We start from the raw sequence: 20,195 nt of genomic DNA on the forward strand, positions 1-20,195 counted from the left end.
CGGGGCAACGCCCACTTCCACGCCGCCGCTGGCGGCCCCGTTTCCGGCGGCAATGCCCGCCACCGCCGTTCCATGGCCCGCAGTATCCACGGAGGGAACGACGGCACGGGGGTTCGGGCTTGCCAAAGCTTCGTCAATTTGAATACTGCTGTATTCCACACCGCTGCGAAAGCCTGCCGGGGGCGGCCCTACGGCGGTCTGGTCCCAGAGATAGAGAATTCGAGTGCTGCCGTCAGGATTCCGGAAGTCGGGATGCGTGTAATCAATGCCGGAATCAATGATGCCCACGATGACCCCGGCGCCCGTCAGCCCAAAGGTGTCGGGCCGCTGGACGGGGGGGATGCAGGCGCTCTCCAAACTGTTCCGCAGCATAAAGGTAAGGACCTTGGGCAGCTCAATAAACTCAATCTGCGGAAATCCGTAAAGCTCCGCCAGCCGGTCTACCGGTAAAGTGATAATGGCGTAATCGGGGCTGAGCAGTTCAATATCGGCGCCAAGCAGCGCGCCGATACTTAAAAGATCTCCGTTATATTTGACAATGACCTCCAGCAAGCCGCTTTCGGTAAATTCGTTGGATTCAAACCGGGTCAATTTCTCAAGACGCACCGGCTGTGGGGGCATAGAATCCCTCCTTGCATGAACTCTTATATGTTTTGGTCCAAAGTTCCAGCGCCCGCGCGCCAAAGGAGCGCGGCGGGCGCGTCAATAAAGGCAGTCTACCAGCGAGACGCGCAACTGGGAATATTCATAATGGGCTGATTTCCATATGTAGCCGTACAGAATTCCACCGCGTACCTCCGTGGGGTACATCCAAAAGCCGTCGCCGTAAACGGTCCATATATAGACAAGATAGCCCACATGCTGGCGAATGGAAGCGGGGCCGGTTCCCCGCAGAATCCGGCAGTAGGTCGGGACCGTGTTGGGCGGTCTTGTTATCGGCATTTTTCGCATACCGCATCCTCCTCATATCCGACACCGGGGGCGTTGACAGCAAAAAGCACGTCAACCTTCGCCCGCTTGATTTATGATATTCCCAGCGTATGAAAGAGGTGCTGTGCATATGAGGGGATTTTGCTTGCGGCGCTCTTTGAAAACAAAAAAGCCCCCAAAGCAGTTGAGCTGCTTTGGGGGAGCGGATGCATGTCAGAGGAAGCTTTTACTGGGGCACAGACGCCGATTCTGCCTCCCAAGCCGCCTGATCCGCCTGTCCGGCTTTGGTTCTTCGCAGAAACTTCACCGTAACAGCCAGCATAATCTGGGTAAAAATCGGAGCAAAGGCCACGGGAAACAGCACGTCCGGGGGAAAATACTGCGCTGCCAGCACAGCGCCTGCGCTGATGTTCCGAGCGCCGGTGACAATTGTCACGGTCTGCACGGAGGGGAAGTCCAACCGCATCAGGCGGTGGGATACGAACCAGCCCAGAAAGTAGGAAAAGACGGACAGTCCAACCAGCACCGCAATGACCGCCAGCAAGGTGGGGGAGACAGATTTCAAAAACGGCGCAACGCTTGTGGCGTTGGAGACGATGATGAGAAACATCAGAAGCTTTGCAAAGGGGGAAAGGCGCGGCTTCCAATGCTGGGCAAACTGCCCGCCTCGGATGCGGTGGCACAACAGGGCGAGGGTGGCGGGCAGCGCCACCATGAACAGGAGATCCTTCATCATGCCCGATGCGTCCATCACCACCATAGAGCCCACCAGCAGCTTCATGCTCAGAGGAACCATAATTGGGGATAGCAGCGTGTCCAGCAGCAGGGCCGACAGGCACAGGGGCAGGTTGCCCCGGCCGATGGTCACCCACATCAGGGAAACTACGCCGGTGGGCAGCACGAAGTTCAGCACCAGCCCGGTGATAAACAGCGGATTGTCCGGAAACAGCGGGGTGCAAAGTCCCAGACATAAAGCTGGAACCACCAGATGCAGCAGCACCAAAATTACCAGCACGGGGACGGGGTGGGTTGCCACATGACCAATCTGCCGAAAGCTGCATCCCAGCGTGTTGATAAACGTCATGGCCGCAAAAATCGCGGGCGTAAAGGGGACCAGCACGCTGAAAGGCTTGCAGAAGAAGATGCCCAGCAGCAGAGAGGCGATGGTAAACCAGAGAATCTTATCCGAAAGAAATCGGTCGAGTCGTTGCAATTTTTCCATGCATCCCCCTCAGCGGCAGACGAAGGCAAACCAGCCGCCGTCTTCATGGGATTCGAGAATCGCCCAGCCGCAGCGGCGCAGCCCGTCCGCCACCTCCGTGGCCCTGTCGTCGATAATTCCGGAGCACAGGAACAGGCCCCGTGGCTTTAAAAACTGCCGCGCCATGGGCGCAAGGCCCAAGATCACGTCTGCCACGATGTTGGCCGTCACAATGTCGTAATTTCCGCCAAGGGAGGAAACAAGACCCTCATCACCCAAAACGTCGCCGGAAAGGACGGTATACCGGTCCCGGCCCACGCCGTTGAGCGCCGCGTTTTCATAGGCAACGTTGACGCAGTTTGCGTCAATGTCCACCGCTGTGGCGGAGGCGGCCCCCAGCTTCAGCGCCGCGATGGAGAGAATGCCGCTGCCGCAGCCCAAATCCAGCACGGTATCGCCGGGTTTCACCGCCTGCTCCAATGCCTCAAGGCACAGTCGGGTGGTGGCGTGGCTACCGGTACCGAAAGAAAGACCGGGGTCCAGAATAAGAGGCACCCGGTCCCCGGGGCTTACACTGTCTTTTTCCCACTGGGGAATCACCAGCAGGCGGCTTCCGATGTTCAGGGGCTTATAATACTTTTGCCAGCCATAGGCCCAGTCCTCTTCCTTCAGGGATTCCATCGTCATCAAAAGCGTTCCGCAGCCGGAATGGGTGCGCCTGAATTCTTCCAAAGCAATGCGAACCTCTCCCAGCCGGGCAAAGCCCGCCTCGTTCTCCTCTAAGTAAAAGGTGATGCGAGACACGCCGGACTCTTTTTTTAAGAGGTCTTCGTCCACGTAATCCCAGCTCTGCCGGTTTTCCTCCAAAAATGTGTGAAACTCTGTTTCATCGTCAACTACCACGCCGTCGATGCCAAGGCCCGAGAGAAATGCCTCCGTTGCCTCCAACCCCTCGTGGTTTGTATCTATATGGACCTCCAGCCAGTTCATCAGGCTGCGCCTCCCGTTTCATCCGCCTCGACGGACCGTATTTTGATTGGTCTGTGCGGGGTCCTGCCGGCCCCTGTTTCTCAGCGCTCCGTGCCAAGGAAAAACAGCGCCACCACGCCGCAGCCCGTGTGGCTGCCGATGACAGGGCCTACGTAATTGATATGTATATTTTCACTGGGTGTGCCGAAGCGGCGGGTGATTTCATTGGCCACCAGCTTCGCGTCGTCATAGCAGTCTCCGTGGCTGATGAAGATTGTCTGCCCGGCGGGGTTCACGGAAAGACGCTCCATCTCATCCACCAGTGTCATCAAAGAGGCCCTGCGCCCCCGGGCTTTGCTGACAGGAATGAGATGCCCTTCGTTGTCCATGTGCATCACGGGCTTGATGGACAGCATCGTGCCAAATAGGGCGGTGGTGGCGCTGATGCGGCCGCCCCGCTTCAGGTGGTTCAGATCGTCAACCGTGAACCAGTGGCACACATGATATTTTTCTTCCTCCGCATAGGCCAGCACCTCGTCGATGCTTTTTCCGGCCTTTTTCTGCCGGGCGCAGAGCCAAACGAACAGCCCCTGCCCCATTGAGGCGCACAAAGAGTCCACCACATAAATTTTGGCCTCCGGAAATTCCGGACGCAGGTCTTCCGCCGCAATGGCGGCGGACTGATGAGTGGTGGAAAGGCCCGAGGAAAAGCTCAAGCACAAAATGTCCTTCCCCTGAGACAAAATTTCCCGCATTTTGCTCTCAAACGCGCCCACGTTGATGGCGGAGGTGGTGCCTGTCTCTCCTGCGCGTATCTTTTCAAAAAACTCCAAAAAGCCAAGCTCCCGCCCGTCCAGATAATTGTGATATTCCTGCTCTCCGATATGAAAGCTCAGGGGAAGAACCTCCAGCTCCAGCTCTGCCGCCATGTCGGCGGACAGGTCGCAGCTGCTGTCGGTCAAAATTACAAAATCGCGTATCATTCCGCATCCTCCTCTTTCTTCTGTCGACTCCGCTTCTCACGGACCGGCTTTTCCTCCATCTCGCCCCGGCGGTGGCGCAGCAGCGTCACATACCGGCGGCTGGCCGCCCCGGCGGCATAACTTAAAAGAGCAAAATGAATGGCCGAGTCCGCCAGCTTTTCCGGGTCCTGGTGCTGGTCCATCTGGCTGGCGGTAAGCGCCATGGAGGAATCCAGACTGCGGCAGAAAGTGAGGTAGCCTGCCTCCGCGCTGCCGGAGTCCTTTAGCTCCTGATCCAGCAAAAGGCCCATGTCCTTGGAGGAAAAGACCTGCTTGAGCACGCAGATCACCGTAAGATATGCCAGATGCTCCCGGTTGTATTTCTTGCCATCGGCCCGGGGTAGCAGTCCGGCCTTGGTGTAGTTGTTCACCATGGCGGCGGTCAGTCCATCGTCCCCGTCAAAGCGCAGAACCTGCCGGTCCATATAGCTGAGTACCTGATCCATATACAGGGAAAAGTCGGGAAGCTGGTCCCAATCCACCGGGCGCTGCTCCCGCAAACGCGCCTGTAAGTGCGTCTGATCCTCCATTATGCGTCCCCCTCTCAAAATGGGCTTCATTTACAGAGAGAATACCACAATTATCTGGTTTTGTAAATCGTATTTTGCGGAAACCAATATCAGATAGGGCTGGCAAAACAGGCGAGCCCCCGGCTACGTCTGTCCTGTCGAAGCTTCAAAAAGCCGTCCAATTACTTGCCGACGCAGAACCGGGAGAAAATGGCGGATACGATGTCCTCTTTGGCGGTGCGGCCCGTCAGCTCTCCAATTGCGCCCATGGCTTCCTCTGTGTCGGACAAAACCACGTCCGGGGTCAGCCCGGCGCGCAGCGCGTCCAGCCCCCGGCAAAGCGCGGCCTTGGCCCGCCCCACGGCGTCTGCCTGCCGGGGATCGGTCAAAAGCAGCTCGGCGGATTCCGTCCCGTCGGGGAAGAGAGCGGCAACGGCGGATTCCAGCGCGTCCAGCCCCTGCCCGGTGACGGAGCTGAGAGAGATGATTCCCTCCGGCGAAATTGACAACTCTCCGGGAAGGTTTAAAACCTCTGCGCCGCTTCTTTGCAAATCCTGTTTTGTAAGGATCAAAAGCCAGTGGGGGCAGTGACTTGCCAGCTCCAATATCGCGCCGTCCTCCTCCGTAAATTCCGCAGTCCCGTCCAGCACGGCGAGGACCAGATCGGCTCCTTCCACGGCAGACTTGGACCGCTCCACCCCCAGCCGTTCCACCAAGTCCTCTGTCTCCCGAATACCGGCGGTGTCGATCAGCCGCAGCAGTGCGCCGCCGCAGAGGACAGATTCCTCTACCGTGTCCCGCGTGGTTCCCGGCACGTCGGTGACAAGGCACCGGTCAAAGCCCGCCAGCGCGTTCAGCAGGGAGGACTTTCCTGCGTTGGGGCGTCCGATAATGGCGGTGCGCACGCCGGTTTTTAAAAGGCGGCCCCGGCTCCATGTGGCAAGCAAACGGCCAAGAAGTTCCTCCGATTCCCGGAGAGTGGCGGTCAGCCGCTCTGCGTCCAAATCCTCAATGTCCTCATCGGGATAGTCCACCACGGCGTAAAATTGAGAGGCAATGGCCGTCAGGCTTTCATAAACGGCGGACAGGCTGCGGCCCAGCGCCCCGTTTACCTGCATGGCGGCGTTTCGGGCGGCGGCGGGGCTTTCTGCCTCGATGAGGTCAATGACGGCCTCTGCCTGCGTCAAATCCAGCTTGCCGTTTAAAAAGGCCCGCTGGGTAAATTCTCCGGGCCGGGCCTGCCGCGCACCGGCGGCAAACAGAGCCAGTAAAAGCTCTCCCATCGCCACGGGGGAGCCGTGACAGTGAAGTTCCGCGCTGTCCTCGCCGGTGTAGCTGGCGGGGCCGGGAAAGCGGACAGCCATGCCGCCGTCCAGCACGCGGCTTTCCGCGTCCAGCATCCGGCCCATAAAAAGCTTGCGGGGCTCCAGCGCTGAAAAGCACTTTTGGCAATCCGGGTGAAACACCCGGCCCACCACAGCGTCCGTCTCCGGACCGGAAATCCGAATCACACCGATGGCGACGGGGGCTTTTCCTGTGGCGATGGCGGCAATGGTATCCATGGTTGCTCCTTTCCGTGCAGCGCACAAAAACGACGGGGCGGAGCAGTTGCTCCGCCCCGTATTTTATAAAAGCGAAAGAGAGTTACTGAATGGGCTCGCCCTTGGCCTTCTTCTCCTCAATTTCCTTCATGGCGTCCCTGTGGGAGAGGTTCCAGCGGCCCTTCTCGTCAATTTCCATGAACTTGACCCACATCATGTCGCCCACCTTGCAGGCGTCCTCCACCTTCTCAATGCGGCGATCCGCCAGCTTGGAGATGTGGCACAGGCCGTCCTTGCCGGGGGCAATCTCGATAAACGCGCCGAAGGTCATCAGACGCACCACGCGGCCGTAATACAGCTTGCCGACCTCGGGAACAAACACGATGTCGTTGATGCACTTTCTGGCGGCCTCGCCAGAGGTGGCATCCGCGGCGGCAATGAAAATGGAGCCGTCGTCGTTGATGTCGATTTTCGCGCCGGTGTCGGCCACGATCTTCTGAATCACGGAGCCGCCCTTGCCAATGACCTCACGAATGCGGTCCGGGTCGATGTGCATGGTGATCATCTTGGGAGCATAGCGGGAAACCTCAGACCGGGGAGCGGCGATGCAGGGCAGCATAATCTGGTCCAGAATCTCGATGCGTGCGTCCCCGGTGATTTCCAGCGCGTTTTTGATAATCTCCATGGTCAGGCCGTCGTTTTTCAGGTCCATCTGAATGGCGGTGATGCCCTTCTTGGTACCTGCCACCTTAAAGTCCATTTCGCCGTGGAAATCCTCCACGCCCTGAATGTCGATAAAGGTGGTGAAGCCGCCGTTGTCGTCCTGAATCAGGCCGCAGGAGATACCTGCCACGGGGGCCTTGATGGGCACGCCCGCGTCCATCAGTGCCAGAGTGGAGCCGCAGATAGAGCCCTGAGAGGTGGAGCCGTTGGACGAAACCACTTCGCTCACCACGCGGATGGCATAGGGGAATTCCTCCACGGAGGGGAGCACCGGCACCAGCGCCCGCTCGGCAAGCGCGCCGTGGCCGATTTCGCGGCGGCCGGGGCTGCGGGCGGGCTTGGACTCGCCCACAGAGTAGCCGGGGAAGTTGTAGTGGTGCATATAGCGCTTCTCCGTCTCCTCCCAGATGGTGTCCAGCTTTTGGTTGGCGGAGAGAGTGTCCAGCGTGCAGGCGGAAAGCACCTGCGTCTGGCCACGGGTGAACAGGCCGGAGCCATGGACCCGGGGAAGAATGCCCACCTCTGCGTCCAGCGCGCGGATTTCGTTGCTCTTTCGGCCGTCGACCCGGTGGCCTTCCAGCAGCCAGGCCTTGACGATCTTCTTCTGGAACTTATAGGTGAACTCGTCCAGATACTGATCCATGTTGGGGTATTCCTCGAGGAACAGACCGTGCCACTTCTCGATAAGCTGGTTCCAGCGGCTTTCACGGACGTTTTTGTCGTCGGTATCCATGGCGGCCTTGGCGTCGTCCATGGTGGCGGCCACAATTTTGTCAAACAGCTCCTGATTGAAGTCGGCGTGGGGATACTCAAACTTGGCCTTGCCGATTTCGCTTACCATCTGGTTGATGAGGGCAATCTGCTTCTGGTTCTCTTCGTGGGCCATGCGGATGGCCTCGTACATGGTGTCATTGCTCACTTCGTTGGCGCCGGCCTCGATCATGACCACCTTTTTGCCGGTGGAAACCACAGTCACGTCCAGATCAGAAACCTTGTGATCCTCGGAGTTGGGGTTGAACACCAGCTTTCCGTCCACAAGACCCACCTTCAGCGCGGAAACGGGGCCATTCCAGGGAATGTCGGAGATGGCGAGGGCGGCAGAGGTGCCGATGAGAGCGGCAATTTCGGGAGAGCAATCCCGGTCCACGCTCATGACTGTGCACATCACGGACACGTCGTTGCGGAAATCGTGGGGGAACAGGGGGCGGATAGGCCGGTCAATGACCCGGGAGGTCAGAACGCCCTTTTCGCCGGGGCGACCCTCGCGCCGGTTAAAAGAACCGGGAATGTGGCCCACGGAGTACAGCTTCTCCTCAAAGTCCACGCTCAGGGGGAAGAAGTCAATTCCGTCCCGGGGACGGGCAGCGGCGGTGACGCAGCACAGCACGCGAGTGTCTCCGTAGCCCACCATGACGGCGGCGTTGGCCAGCTCCGCCAGCTTGCCTACCTCCAGAGTGAGAGGACGGCCCGCCAAGTCCATCTCGTACTTGCGGTAGCCGGGGTATTGACGCTTGGTAATAATCGTTGACATGTTGCATTCTCCTTTTGGAAAATTAAATTTTTTGCGTCATGCCGGCCATTTAGCACTTGAAAACACGGCCTCGCAGGGCCTATCCGGGGGCGCGTTTTCAACTGCTAAAGGCGCTTTTGGCGGCGCAAAATCTATGAAAAGGGGGCGGTGCAGACAAACTACACCGCCCACGCTTCATCTTACTTACGAATGCCGAGCTTTGCAATCAGGGCGCGGTAACGCTCGATGTCCTTCTTCATGAGGTAGTCCAGCAGGCTGCGGCGCTTACCGACCATCATAATGAGGCCGCGATTGGAGTGCTTGTCCTGAGGGTTCGCCTTCATGTGTTGAGTGAGGGTGTTAATCCGCTCCGTCAGAATGGCGACCTGAACCTCGGGAGAGCCAGTGTCCGTGGCATGGGTGCGGTTCGCGTCGATAACCGCGGTTTTTTCTTCCTTGCGCATCATAATTGTTTCCACCTTTTTTGAAAATTACCCACAGAACTGCGCATCGGGCCGGTGAGAGCCACGAAACGAAGTGCTGGGGCGCCGCATGTTTGCGTGCTTTTTTACTATATCATAAGGATTCCCGATTGTAAAGATTTTTTTCATATTTCTGTCAATCATTTTTCCCCAAAAATGCCGAAATTCAAACGTTTTGACTTTGATTTCTGCTTCTGTTGATGCTTTATTCCGCTAAAACGAAAAAATGCCCGAAAAGCCGTAATTGCGGCTTTTCGGGCATTTTTTAAAAAGATGTAACAAAAGGAAGCACGCGCAGTCCCGTTCTTGTGCTTACAGATGGCTCCGACAGTCCACCATGACCTTCACCACGTCGCCGGTGGGGGAGCCGCACAGTTCCATGCCTTGCTGCACCTGATCCAGCGGAAGAATCTTGGTAATCAGCTCGTCAAAATTGATGGGGGCGGCCTCCATCATCTCAATGGCGGCGTCAAAATCCTTGTGGTTGTAGTTGCGGGTGATGATCAGATTGACTTCCTTCATGAACAGCCGCTGAAGCTGAAGCTGCATGGGCTTAGGATAAGCCGCCACCAGTACGATACGGGAGTGGGGGTGAATCAGCTCAACCATAGTGTCAAGTCCCGCCTGCGTGCCGGAAATCTCAAACACCGCGTCGGCGCCCACGCCGTCCGTGGCTTCAAAAACGTACTGGCGCAGGTCTGTCTCCTTGGGGTTCATTACCGTGAACCCCATCTGGCGGGCTTTTTCAATGCGGACGGGATTCACCTCGGAAATTACCACCTGAAGGCCCAGATACCGGGCCACCAGCGCCGTCATCAGTCCGATGGGGCCGCTGCCGATGACCACGGCATAGTCCCCGCCCTTGGACTGGGAGCGCTCCAGCGCATGGAAGCAAACGGCCAGCGGCTCTACCAGTGCGCCGTGAAGCAGACTGATGCCCCCGGGCAGGCGGTGGAGCGTGCGCTCGTGGACTGTCCAGCGGTTGCACATGGCGCCCCAGGAGTCCAGACCCATAAAATTGAGGTTGGCGCAGCAGTTGTTGTCTCCCTCTTTGCATACAACACAATCCTCGCAGTAGTCCAGCGGGCAGACCGCTACTCGGTCGCCCACCTTCCATTCCGTGACGCTCTCGCCCACCGCGGCCACAATCCCGGCGCACTCGTGTCCGATGGCCCGGGGGAGGGATTTGAACCGGTAGTCATAATCGCCGTGGTAAACATGCAGGTCCGAGCCGCAGATGCCGCAATAGGCCACGTCCACCTGTACCTCATGGGCCTTGGGGAGAGCGGGCTCGTAATCATGCAGGGCAAAGGAATGGTTGCCCTCGTACAAATTCGCTTTCATAAACAGGTACCCCTTTTCAGAATTGTCGCCGGATAAAAAGTGCAATTACTACTGATTTTTCAGCAAATCTCATGCCAGTTAAAGGGCGAATTTGGCTTTCGGCGAGCAATTGTCAAAATATTTTAGAAAAGTTTGTAATTTTATCTTTAATTAAAATGGATCGACCAGAAAAAGCGTCCCACAAGGGCCGTTCCGGGGGCGGAAAAGAACGCCCGAAGGATAAGTGATGAAAAAACGGCGCATAGAAAGGGGCGGTTTTGAGGTGGCGGCGCATCGGGTGATGCTGTTTTACATCTAAAGTTAAAAAAGTGCAACATTCTCTGGCACACTGCACAACAAAATAAAAAAAACTTCGTGAAAATCGGGTGATGTTTTTGGCGCGCCGTTTGCTTGTTTCTGTGCGGGAAGCAAACGCGGTTGTTTTTGCGAAGTCCAACCGCAAATCTTTGTATAAGGAAGTGTCAACATGGAAAGCGCGTTAACGTCAAAGCAGCTATTGGCGAAGCTGCAGGAGGAACATTACGCGGGGGCTATGCAGGCCAAGAAGGAAGGGAAACTGGTTGCGTGGGCCACGTCGATCTGTCCGCAGGAGCTGCTTGAGACGTTGGATATCGACGTTGTGTATCCCGAAAACCACGCCGCCGCCATCGGGGCGCGGAAGGATGCGCCGCAGTTTATTGCCAATGCGGAGGGAAAGGGCTATTCCGCAGACATCTGCTCCTATGCCCGGGTGAACATCGGCTATACCGATATTCAGTTTTCCGAGGCGGAAAACATTCCCATGCCGGACTTGATTTTCTGTTGCAGCAATATCTGCAACACCGCGTTAAAATGGTATGAAAATCTGGCCAAGCTGCTGCACATTCCGCTGGTGATGTTTGATATGCCCTTTAACCACACCTTTGACATTCCAGAGCACAGCATCCGCTATATGCGCGGACAGATTGAGCACGCCATCGCGCAGCTAGTGGAAATCACCGGGAAGAAGTTTGATTACGATAAGTTCGGTGAGGTCATGAAGGTGTCGTCCGACGCAGCCCTCTGGTGGCGGCGGGCCACGGATTTGGGCCGCAATCATCCCTCGCCTCTCAACGGCTTTGACATGTTCAATTACATGGCCATGATTGTCTGCGCCCGGGGCAAGGAATCCACCCGGGATTTGTTCAAGCTCTGGCACGACGAGATGGCCGAAAAGGTACGGCTGGGCATCGGCCCTTGGAAGGAGGGGGAGGAGAAGTACCGCATCATGTGGGACGGAATCGCCTGCTGGCCCCACCTCTCCGTCACTTATAAGACCTTGAAAAAATACGGAATCAACATGGTGACCAGCACCTATCCCGAATCCTGGACCATCGTGTACGAGAAAAATGATCTGGACGGCATGGCCCGGGCTTACAGCGCCAACTACGCCAACCGCAATCTGGACTACGGCACCGGAAACGTCATCAAGCTGGTGCGGGACTTTGATCTGGACGGCATTGTATACCATTCCAACCGAAGCTGCAAGCTGATGGATTTCCGCCAGTACGAGGTGCAGCGCCGGATTGAGGATGCCACGGGCGTGCCCTCCGTGGTGTTTGACGGGGACCAGACCGACCCCCGCGTCTTCTCTCAGGCCCAGTATGAGACGAGGATTCAGGCGTTGGTTGAAATGATGGAGAAAAACAAGATTAAGAAGCAGAGAGGTGACTTGAAATGAGCAGCGCGCAGTCAATCATCGACGCTCTGTGTGAAAAGGCCATGCACCCGGACCGCACCGTGGCGGAAGCCTGCAAGCAGGCCGGGAAGGAAGCCGTGGGCTTCTACCTGTACGCGCCGGAAGAGCTGGTCTATGCTGCCGGATTTCTCCCCGTGGGCATCTGGGGCGGAAGTACCGAAATCAAGCTGGCAGACCGGTATTTGCAGGGCTTTTGCTGCTCGATTATGCGGGCGGACATTGAATATGGGATGCGGGGTACGTATAATCGGCTGCGGGCCGTGATGCTGCCCACCGTGTGCGACACACTTAAATGCATCTGCGAAAACTGGAAGGTGGCCGTGCCGCAGGTACCTATCATTCCGGTGGTCTATCCCCAGAACCGGACGCTGCCCGCCGGAGAGGAATATCTCCGGGAGGAGTTTTCCCGAGTGCGCCGGGAGCTGGAGGATTTGGCGGGCCAAAGCGTTTCCGACGCAGAGCTGGAAGCGGCCTTCGCGGTATATGAAACCTGGCGGGAGGCCATGCGCGCCTTTACAAAGGTCACTTCCGCTCATCCCCAAACTGTTCACGCCAAGGCCCGGCATCTGATCATCAAGGCCGGGTACTTCATGGATAAGGCCCAGCATACCCGGGAAATTACCGAACTGACCCATCTTTTGGCGGAGCTGCCGGAGGAAACCTGCCCGGTGCGGGCGGTGGCCACGGGCCTTGTTGGGGAGCCTTTGGGTGTGCTGGACAGCCTGCGGGAAAACGGCGTGGCCATTGTGGCTGACGATCTGGCACAGGAGAGTCGCCAGTTCCGCGTACCCGCCCGGGCAGAGGGAGACGCTCTTTCCAAAATGGTCTGGCGCATCGCGGACCAGAAGGGCTGCCCTTTCCTGTATGAACCGGAGAAGACACGGGGACAGAAGCTGATTGATTTGGTAAGGGAAAACAAGGCGGACGCGGTGATCACCCTGCAAATGAAGTTCTGTGACCCGGACGAGTTTGACTACCCCATTTACAAGGCGGAGCTGGAGGCGGCGGGAATCCCTCTGTTGTATCTGGAGGTGGAGCAGCAGATGGACAGCTTTGGCCAGATCGGCACCCGGATTCAAAGTCTTGCGGAAATGCTGCTGTAAGGAGAGGGCTTTAGAATGTACTTAGGAATTGATATTGGTTCCTCCTCCTCCAAGGCGGCACTGCTGGACGACGGGGGGAAACTCCTCGGCACAAAAATCGTCAATCTCGGCACAGGGACCAAAGGGGTTTACGAGGCTTTGGATAACCTCTATGCCGAAGCGGGAATTACCAGAGCGGACGTGCGCTACACGGTGGTCACCGGCTATGGCCGGCTGCTTTCTAAGGATGCGGACCGGCACATCCCCGAGCTTACCTGCCACGCCCGGGGAATGCACTTTCTTATGCCCCGGGTCCGCACGGTGGTGGACATCGGCGGACAGGACTCCAAGGTCATCCGGCTGGACGGGGACGGGACCGTCCGCAACTTCGTGATGAACGAAAAATGCGCCGCCGGAACCGGCCGCTTTTTGGAGGTAATGGCCCGGGTTCTGGGCTGCCCCATCGGGGAGCTGGCGGTGCTGGCCGCGCAGGCAACAAAGAATGTTGCCATCAGCAGTGTGTGTACGGTGTTTGCCGAAAGCGAGGTTATCTCCCAGCTTTCGCAGGGAGCCCATCCCAACGACGTGGCCTGCGGCGCGCTGCGGGCTGTTGCGAAACGGGTTGCGGGACTGTGCGGCCGCGTGGGCATGGAGCCGGAGGTGGCCATGAGCGGCGGGGTGGCTTTGAATGCCACCATGGTGCGGATTTTGGGGGAGGAGCTGGGCTGCGATGTGACGCCCGCACCCGACTGTCAGGCGGTGGGCGCCATTGGAGCGGCACTGCTGGCCGAAGAGTTTTACCGCAAGGCGAATCCCGTGGAAACAGCGTGATGAATGCCCCGCGGGAATTGCCTGCGGCTGGCCGTCAAATATAAAACGAGAGGAACAAGCAAGCATGGATTGGAGAGACTATTACAAGCAAAGGGTCGTCAGTGCGGAGGAAGCCGTTTCTCATATCAAATCGGGAGATTTTGTGATTCCTTCCCACGCGGCTTCCGAGCCGGAGTACCTGTTTGACGCGCTGCTCAGGCGCAACGGGGAGCTGAAGGACGTGCGCATCTGGCAGGGGCTGAACATCGGCGCCGCCAAATATGCCCAGCCTGAGTACGCCGAAAGTTTCAAGGTTTGCTCGGTGTTTCTGGGCGCGAAAAACCGCGAGTGCATCCAGAGCGGCCGGGGAGAGTTCACCCCCATGGCATTTTCCCTCCAGCCCCGGGCGGTGCGCTCCGGCGTGGTGCCCTGCGACGTGTATCTGGGGCAGGTGACGCCCCCTGACGAAGAAGGCTATTGCAGCTTCGGCCTGTCCGTGGACTTTGCCCGCTCCTGCGTGGAGTCCGCCAAGCTGAAAATTGTGCAGGTCAACCCCAACATGCCCCGCACCTGCGGCGAGACAAAGGTACACGTGACAGAGCTGGACTACTTCGTGGAAGCGGACACTCCTCTCTATGAGCTGCCGCTGATTGACAGCAGCGACCCCGTTGTGGACAAAATTGGCGCCAACATTGCCGGACTGATTGAGGACGGCGCCACTCTCCAGATGGGGCAGGGCAAGATTCCGAACGCGATTCTCAAGTGCCTGTTTGACAAGAAGGACCTCGGCATCCACACGGAGGTTTTCTCCGACAACCTTCTGCCCCTGATTGAGGCCGGCGTGATCAACGGCGCCCGCAAGAGCATTAACAAGGGCAAAATTATCTCCACCTTCATTCAGGGAACCCGGAAGCTGTATGACTTTGCCGGCGGCAACGACATGATTCAGCTTCATCCTGTGGACTATACCAACCACGTGGGCGTCATTTCACAGAACGACAATATGGTGGCCATCAACTCCGCCATCGAGGTGGACCTCACTGGGCAGGTGGCGGCGGACTCTATGGGGATGACCCTGTTCTCCGGCATCGGCGGGCAGTTGGACTTCATTCGCGGCGCGGCCCTGTCCAAAAACGGAAAGCCCGTCATCGCCCTGCCCGCCACGGCCAAGAAGGGAGCCGTATCCCGCATTGTGGCGCGGATGCAGGCAGGCACACCCATCGCAACCCCCCGCAACGACATTTTCTACGTCGTCACGGAATATGGCGTGGCGGAGCTGTTTGGAAAATGCCTGCGGGACCGGGCCAAGGCGCTCATTCAAATTGCGGCGCCTCAGTTCCGGGAGGGTCTCGAGCGCGATTTTTACGAGTTTTATCAGAAGTCCGGCATCTGAGCTTACGACTTTGGGGAGAGTCCCTGAACGATATACCACAAATTTTTAGGAGGAACGACAATGAATAAGGTAAAGAAGTTTATCTCTCTGGCTCTGGCAGCAACCATGGTAATGGCCCTTGCCGCCTGCGGTGGCGGCGGCTCCACGTCCGGCGCAGCTTCCGGAGGCAGCGCCGCCTCCGGCGGAGACAAGACCGTATATAAGATCACGGTAGGCGGAACCGTTCCCGACGAGCACCCCATTTCTCAAGGCATGTTTAAATTCAAGGAAGTGGCCGAGCAGCTCTCCGGCGGCCAGCTTCAGGTGGAGGTCTATGACAACAACACGCTGGGCGGCAGCCGCGAGCTGGTGGAGGCCGTTCAGGCCGGCGACATGCAGATGTGCGAAACCAGCCAGTCCATGTACGCCAGCTTTACAGAGGAGCTGATGAGCGTGGGTCTGCCCTTCCTGTTTAAGAACCGTCAGGCAGCCTATGCTTTTTATGACAGTGAGGTGGGCACCCAGCTTGCCGAGGCCATCAGGACCCAGACCGGCATCCGCATTGTGGGCTACTTTGAAAACGGCATCCGTCAGGTGACCAACAGCAAGCACGCCATTGTCACTCCCGCCGATATGAAAGGCCTGAAGATCCGCGTGATGGAGTCCCCCCTGTACATCGACATGTTCACCCAGATGGGCGCAAACCCCATGCCCATGTCCTTTGCCGAGTTGTATACCGCTTTGCAGCAGGGCACCGTGGACGGTCAGGATAACCCCTATGCCATTACCGCTACCAACGCCTTCTATGAAGTGCAGAAGTACATGACCGACCTGAGCCACACCTTTGACATCACCTGCTTCAGCATCAACGACGAGTTTTATCAAAGCCTGCCCGCCGACTTGCAGAAGGTGGTTGACGAGGCTGCGAAAGCCGCGGTGGAAGTCAACCGGCAGCAGTCCATCGACAAGGAGCAGGAGTACATCAAGACCATCCAGGACGGCGGCTGCGAAATCACCTTCCTGACCGACGAGCAGCGCAATGTGTTCCGCGAGGCCACCGCCGGCACCTATGACTTCTTCACCAAGAACTACAATCCCACCGTGACGCTGGAAACCGTTTTGGCGAAGGCAGACGAAGTCAACGCGGCAAATTAAGGCACATGGGTGCGGGCGGAGCTTCCGCTTCGCCCGCACCAAGGAGAAAGGTACGAATATGAAAATAGTGTCATTTCTTGACAAGCATTTGGAAGAGGTCCTTTTGGCAATTCTTCTAAGCGTGATGACTCTGATGATCTTTATGCAGATCGTGTTCCGCGTATTTGGCTGGCCCTTGTCCTGGACGGAGGAGCTGGGTCGGTACATGTTTATCTGGATGATTTATTTGGGCGCTGCCTCGGCAATTCGCAAGCGCAAGCACATCAGCGTGGAGCTGCTGGATCTGTTTTTTAAGGATAACGGAAAGTTTGTGCTGAACATCATCTCCAACGTGATTTTTATGATTTTCGCCGCGATTCTTACCTATTACAGCATCCCCGTGGTTCAGCGTGTCGCCGCGCAGCTTTCTCCCGCCGTCCGGCTGTCCATGGCGATTCCGTATAGCTCCGTTCTGGTGGGCAGCGCGCTGATGCTGATTCGCCTGATTCAGGATACCATTGCGCGTTTCCGCGAGAGAAAGGAGGCCGTCGGCTCCCATGACTAATCTGATTTTGTTTGGTTCCTTTGCCATTTTTCTGGCCTTAAAGGTGCCCATCGGCGTTTCCGCCGGTATGTCCCTCGTTATTTACCTGACCACATGCAGCACCCAGTCTCTTTCCTATCTTGCCACCAACATGTTCACTGCGGTGGACTCCTTCCCCTTGATGGCCATTCCGTTCTTCATTCTGGCGGGTGGACTGATGGAGGGTGGCGGCCTGTCCAAGCGGCTTGCCGACCTTGGCTCGGCCGCGGTGGGGCATATTACAGGCGGCTTTGCCGTGGTTACGGTGCTCACCTGCATGTTCTTCGGCGCAATTTCTGGCTCCGGTCCGGCCACGGTGGCCGCCATCGGCGCGGTGATGGTGCCCGCCATGGTGGAGCACGGCTATGACAAGCCCTTCTCCGTGGCGCTGATTGCCGCATCCGGCTGTCTGGGCGTGATTGTGCCCCCCAGCATCCCCATGGTGCTTTACGGCGTTTCCACCGGCGCGTCCGTGGGTACGCTGTTCATGGGCGGCTTTGGTCCCGCGCTCGTTCTGGGCGGCGGCCTGTGCGCCCTGAGCATCTATATCTCCAGAAAGCGCGGCTACAAGGGCTCCGGCCAAAAGTTTTCCTTCCGCCGTCTGGGGCGCGCTGCGGTGGATGCCATCTGGGCGCTGCTGGTTCCCGTCATCATTCTGGGCGGAATTTACGGCGGCTTTTTTACCCCCACCGAGGCGGCCGTCATCGCCTGCGTATATGGCCTGATTGCCGGCGCGCTGATTTACAAGGAGCTGAACTGGGCCAAAATCTATAACTCTCTGGTTGGCTCCGCCGAAACGGTGGGCACGGTTTTGATCATGGTGGGTACCGGCACCGTTCTGGGCAAGGTTCTGGCGCTGGAGCGCATTCCCGAGGCAATCATGACGGGGATGACCTCCATGACCGACAACAAGTTTGTAATTCTGCTGCTGATCAACGCGGTGCTGCTGGTGGTTGGCATGATTATGGACACCACGCCCGCCATCCTGATTCTCTCGCCAATCCTGTATCCCGTGGCAAAGGAGTTTGGCGTGGGCATTATTCACTTCGGCCTGATCATGGTCACCAACATGGCCATCGGCTTTATCACTCCTCCCGTGGGCGTGAACCTGTTCGTGGCCTCCGGCATGACCAAAATGAAGTTTACGGATTTGTGCAAAGCCATCGTACCGTTTATCTTTGTGATGATTGCCGCGCTGCTGGTCATCACCTATATCCCCGCTGTCACCGAGGCCCTGCCCAGAGCACTGGGGATGATGGGCTGAGGCACTGGCATGAACGCTGTATTTGACATTGCGGGAAAACGCGCCATTGTCACCGGCGGCAGCCGGGGCATCGGGTTTTCTCTGGCCAAAACGCTTTATGACGCCGGGGCGAAGGTAGCGATTACCGGAAGCGGAGAGTCCGTTTACGTAGCGGCGGCCAACATCGGCGAGCCGGACCGCATCCGGGGCTTTGTGGGCGATTTTCAGGATTCTGCGGCTGTGGAAGCCTGCTTTCGGGGGGCAAAGGCGTTTTTGGGCGGGGTGGACATTCTGGTCAACAACGCCGGAACCCAGATTCGCCACCCCTGCGAGGACTTTCCGGTGGAAGATTTTGAAAAGCTGATTCGCGTAAACCTGATTTCGGCTTTTCAGATGGCCCAGCTTTGCGGACGGGAGATGCTGGCGCAGGGCAGTGGAAAAATTGTCAACATTGCCTCCATGCTCAGCTTTTTCGGCGGCTTCAACGTGCCGGCCTACGCCGCCTCCAAGGGCGGCGTGGCCCAGTTCACAAAGTCGCTGTCAAACGAATGGGCGGCAAGGGGCGTTCAGGTGAACGCCATTGCCCCCGGGTATCTTGCCACAGACAATACCGCCGCGATTCGGGCGAACCCGGCACGCAATCAGGAAATTTTAAGCCGGATTCCCGCCGGACGGTGGGGAGAGCCGGAGGATTTGACTGGCGCGCTGCTGTTTCTGGTTTCTCCGGCGTCGGACTATCTCTCCGGCGTGGTGCTCCCCGTGGACGGGGGATTCATGGGCAGATAAAGAATTAGGCGGCTGATAAAGCGGAACCACGCCCCCGGCAGCGGGAAGGCGCCGCTGCGTCAGTCGCCGCGCCCATTTGGAAGAGGAGAAGTACGAGCTTGCGAATGCATTCCGGCGGACGGACCGGCGGTAAAAACAGGAGGAAACGATGGACTTTTTGAGAATTTATCCGCAGGACAATGTGGCCGTCGCCCTGCGGCTTTGCCGGGCCTACCTTCCGTCTGTCGTCCAACAGCCGCCTTGCGCAGAAAAAGCGGGGCTGGATTGACTTTGACGCGGGTGCTTTACTGGCGCAGTCCACGGACGAGGCGCTTCAAGTTTTTACCCGACAGCTCTATGACGCGGTTTTGGACACCTGCAACGGCACATACCACACGAGAAACGAAGAAAACGGATATTATCAGATGGGCATTCTGCGGGACGGCGTGACGCTGTAAGCCCGCAAACCAAAAGGAGACGACTATGAAACACACGGCATTGGAAGCAATTATGGAAACGAAGGTCATCGCGATTGTACGGGGGATTCCAAGCAGTCAGATCTGCGATTTAGCCGGGGCGATTCTGGCGGGGGGCCTGCGCTGTTTGGAGGTCACCTTTGACCACAGCAAAGAGGGCGGCATTGAGGAGACATTGCGCTCCATTCGGCTGCTGTCCGAACGCTTTGAAAATGAAATTGGGGTGGGCGCGGGGACGGTCATGACGGCTGAGGAAGTGAATCTTGCCAAGGAGGCGGGCGCGGGCTATATCATCTCGCCCAATGCCGACGAGGCGGTGATCCGGGAAACCCGGCGGCTGGAGCTTGTCTCTATTCCCGGGGCCATGACGGCCACGGAAGCGGCCAGCGCGTGGAGTTGGGGCGCGAATATCGTCAAGCTGTTTCCGGCGGGAATTTTGGGGCCGGAGTATATCAGGGCTCTCCGTGGTCCGCTGGGCCACATTCCCTTCACCGCTGTGGGCGGCGTGACCCCGCAGAACACGCCGGACTTTCTCCAGGCCGGGTGCGTGGGCGTTGGCGTGGGGGGAAACCTCGTCTCGGCCAAGATGGTGTCCGAGGGGAAGCTGGACGAAATCGCCAACACGGCCAGAGCCTATGCGCAAGCCATCCGGGGGTGAGCGGATGGAGCGGGGTCTGATTGCGTACTACGACGTTGGAACCAGCAATGTGCGGATTTTTCTGCTGGACGGGGAAAAGCGGTTGCTGTGCACCCGCCGCAGAACCCTTGGGGCAAAGGACGCG

21 protein-coding genes are annotated in these 20,195 nt (G+C 57.9%); 10 read left to right on the plus strand and 11 right to left on the minus strand.

The genetic code is table 11. From position 1 onward, the window contains the following. The 11 genes from RTK01_RS10235 to RTK01_RS10285 all read right to left on the minus strand — a co-directional run. Positions 1-621 (minus strand): S8 family serine peptidase (locus RTK01_RS10235; protein WP_312280867.1); only part of this gene is annotated, 621 nt, incomplete at its 3' end. Between the two features lie 81 nt (positions 622-702). Continuing rightward, complete coding sequence (locus RTK01_RS10240; protein WP_312280868.1) at positions 703-951, minus strand: hypothetical protein; 249 nt, start codon at positions 949-951, stop codon at positions 703-705. Positions 952-1,156: 205 nt separating this feature from the next. After that, a complete protein-coding gene (locus tag RTK01_RS10245; RefSeq protein WP_312280869.1) occupies positions 1,157-2,152 on the minus strand; it encodes a bile acid:sodium symporter family protein in 996 nt (331 codons plus the stop codon). A 9-nt stretch (positions 2,153-2,161) separates the two neighbouring features. Continuing rightward, entirely contained in the window at positions 2,162-3,121 is a 960-nt protein-coding gene (gene prmA, locus RTK01_RS10250; protein ID WP_312280870.1) for a 50S ribosomal protein L11 methyltransferase, read from the minus strand. An 80-nt stretch (positions 3,122-3,201) separates the two neighbouring features. Continuing rightward, a complete protein-coding gene (locus RTK01_RS10255) occupies positions 3,202-4,080 on the minus strand; it encodes a DegV family protein (RefSeq protein ID WP_312280886.1) in 879 nt (292 codons plus the stop codon). Then, on the minus strand, positions 4,080-4,652 hold the full coding sequence (locus tag RTK01_RS10260) for a DUF1836 domain-containing protein (protein WP_312280871.1): 573 nt from the start codon (positions 4,650-4,652) through the stop codon (positions 4,080-4,082). The genes RTK01_RS10255 and RTK01_RS10260 overlap by 1 nt, the downstream gene beginning before the upstream one ends. A 161-nt stretch (positions 4,653-4,813) precedes the next feature. Further along, positions 4,814-6,193 carry a tRNA uridine-5-carboxymethylaminomethyl(34) synthesis GTPase MnmE gene (gene mnmE, locus RTK01_RS10265; protein ID WP_312280872.1) on the minus strand — a complete coding sequence of 460 codons (1,380 nt, stop codon included), beginning with the start codon at positions 6,191-6,193 and terminating at the stop codon, positions 4,814-4,816. An 82-nt stretch (positions 6,194-6,275) separates the two neighbouring features. Continuing rightward, positions 6,276-8,426 (minus strand): polyribonucleotide nucleotidyltransferase, encoded by a 2,151-nt coding sequence (locus RTK01_RS10270; RefSeq protein WP_312280873.1) that lies wholly within the window; start codon positions 8,424-8,426, stop codon positions 6,276-6,278. A gap of 179 nt (positions 8,427-8,605) precedes the next feature. Next, positions 8,606-8,872 carry a 30S ribosomal protein S15 gene (gene rpsO, locus RTK01_RS10275; RefSeq protein WP_293009607.1) on the minus strand — a complete coding sequence of 89 codons (267 nt, stop codon included), beginning with the start codon at positions 8,870-8,872 and terminating at the stop codon, positions 8,606-8,608. Positions 8,873-9,199: 327 nt separating this feature from the next. Next, positions 9,200-10,231 (minus strand): alcohol dehydrogenase catalytic domain-containing protein, encoded by a 1,032-nt coding sequence (locus RTK01_RS10280; RefSeq protein ID WP_312280874.1) that lies wholly within the window; start codon positions 10,229-10,231, stop codon positions 9,200-9,202. 112 nt (positions 10,232-10,343) lie between these two features. Beyond that, positions 10,344-10,667: a hypothetical protein gene (locus tag RTK01_RS10285; RefSeq protein WP_312280875.1), complete on the minus strand. Its 324-nt coding sequence runs from the start codon at positions 10,665-10,667 to the stop codon at positions 10,344-10,346. A gap of 30 nt (positions 10,668-10,697) precedes the next feature. Between RTK01_RS10285 and RTK01_RS10290 the strand changes: the two genes are divergently transcribed. The 10 genes from RTK01_RS10290 (at position 10,698) to RTK01_RS10335 (ending at position 20,071) form a co-directional block, all read left to right on the plus strand. Continuing rightward, on the plus strand, positions 10,698-11,930 hold the full coding sequence (locus RTK01_RS10290) for a 2-hydroxyacyl-CoA dehydratase family protein (protein ID WP_312280876.1): 1,233 nt from the start codon (positions 10,698-10,700) through the stop codon (positions 11,928-11,930). Further along, a complete protein-coding gene (locus RTK01_RS10295) occupies positions 11,927-13,051 on the plus strand; it encodes a 2-hydroxyacyl-CoA dehydratase family protein (protein WP_312280877.1) in 1,125 nt (374 codons plus the stop codon). The genes RTK01_RS10290 and RTK01_RS10295 overlap by 4 nt, the downstream gene beginning before the upstream one ends. Before the next feature lie 15 nt (positions 13,052-13,066). Next, positions 13,067-13,861, plus strand: coding sequence for an acyl-CoA dehydratase activase (locus RTK01_RS10300; RefSeq protein WP_312280878.1), 795 nt, complete (start codon positions 13,067-13,069; stop codon positions 13,859-13,861). Positions 13,862-13,925: 64 nt separating this feature from the next. Then, positions 13,926-15,233 (plus strand): acetyl-CoA hydrolase/transferase C-terminal domain-containing protein, encoded by a 1,308-nt coding sequence (locus tag RTK01_RS10305; protein ID WP_312280879.1) that lies wholly within the window; start codon positions 13,926-13,928, stop codon positions 15,231-15,233. Between the two features lie 60 nt (positions 15,234-15,293). Further along, positions 15,294-16,367, plus strand: coding sequence for a DctP family TRAP transporter solute-binding subunit (locus RTK01_RS10310; protein WP_312280880.1), 1,074 nt, complete (start codon positions 15,294-15,296; stop codon positions 16,365-16,367). 58 nt (positions 16,368-16,425) lie between these two features. Beyond that, the gene (locus RTK01_RS10315; RefSeq protein ID WP_312280881.1) at positions 16,426-16,911 is read left to right on the plus strand and encodes a TRAP transporter small permease; all 486 of its coding nucleotides are present in this window, start codon (positions 16,426-16,428) and stop codon (positions 16,909-16,911) included. Beyond that, a complete protein-coding gene (locus RTK01_RS10320; RefSeq protein ID WP_312280882.1) occupies positions 16,904-18,193 on the plus strand; it encodes a TRAP transporter large permease in 1,290 nt (429 codons plus the stop codon). Before RTK01_RS10315 ends, RTK01_RS10320 begins: the two co-directional genes overlap by 8 nt. A 9-nt stretch (positions 18,194-18,202) precedes the next feature. Next, entirely contained in the window at positions 18,203-18,958 is a 756-nt protein-coding gene (locus RTK01_RS10325; protein ID WP_312280883.1) for an SDR family NAD(P)-dependent oxidoreductase, read from the plus strand. A 179-nt stretch (positions 18,959-19,137) separates the two neighbouring features. Further along, on the plus strand, positions 19,138-19,395 hold the full coding sequence (locus RTK01_RS10330) for a UxaA family hydrolase (protein ID WP_312280884.1): 258 nt from the start codon (positions 19,138-19,140) through the stop codon (positions 19,393-19,395). Positions 19,396-19,420: 25 nt separating this feature from the next. Next, positions 19,421-20,071, plus strand: coding sequence for a bifunctional 4-hydroxy-2-oxoglutarate aldolase/2-dehydro-3-deoxy-phosphogluconate aldolase (locus tag RTK01_RS10335; RefSeq protein WP_312280885.1), 651 nt, complete (start codon positions 19,421-19,423; stop codon positions 20,069-20,071). The last annotated feature ends 124 nt before the right edge of the window (positions 20,072-20,195 follow it).

The organism is Oscillibacter sp., from assembly GCF_031978065.1.
Classification (GTDB): Bacteria; Bacillota; Clostridia; order Oscillospirales; family Oscillospiraceae; genus Oscillibacter.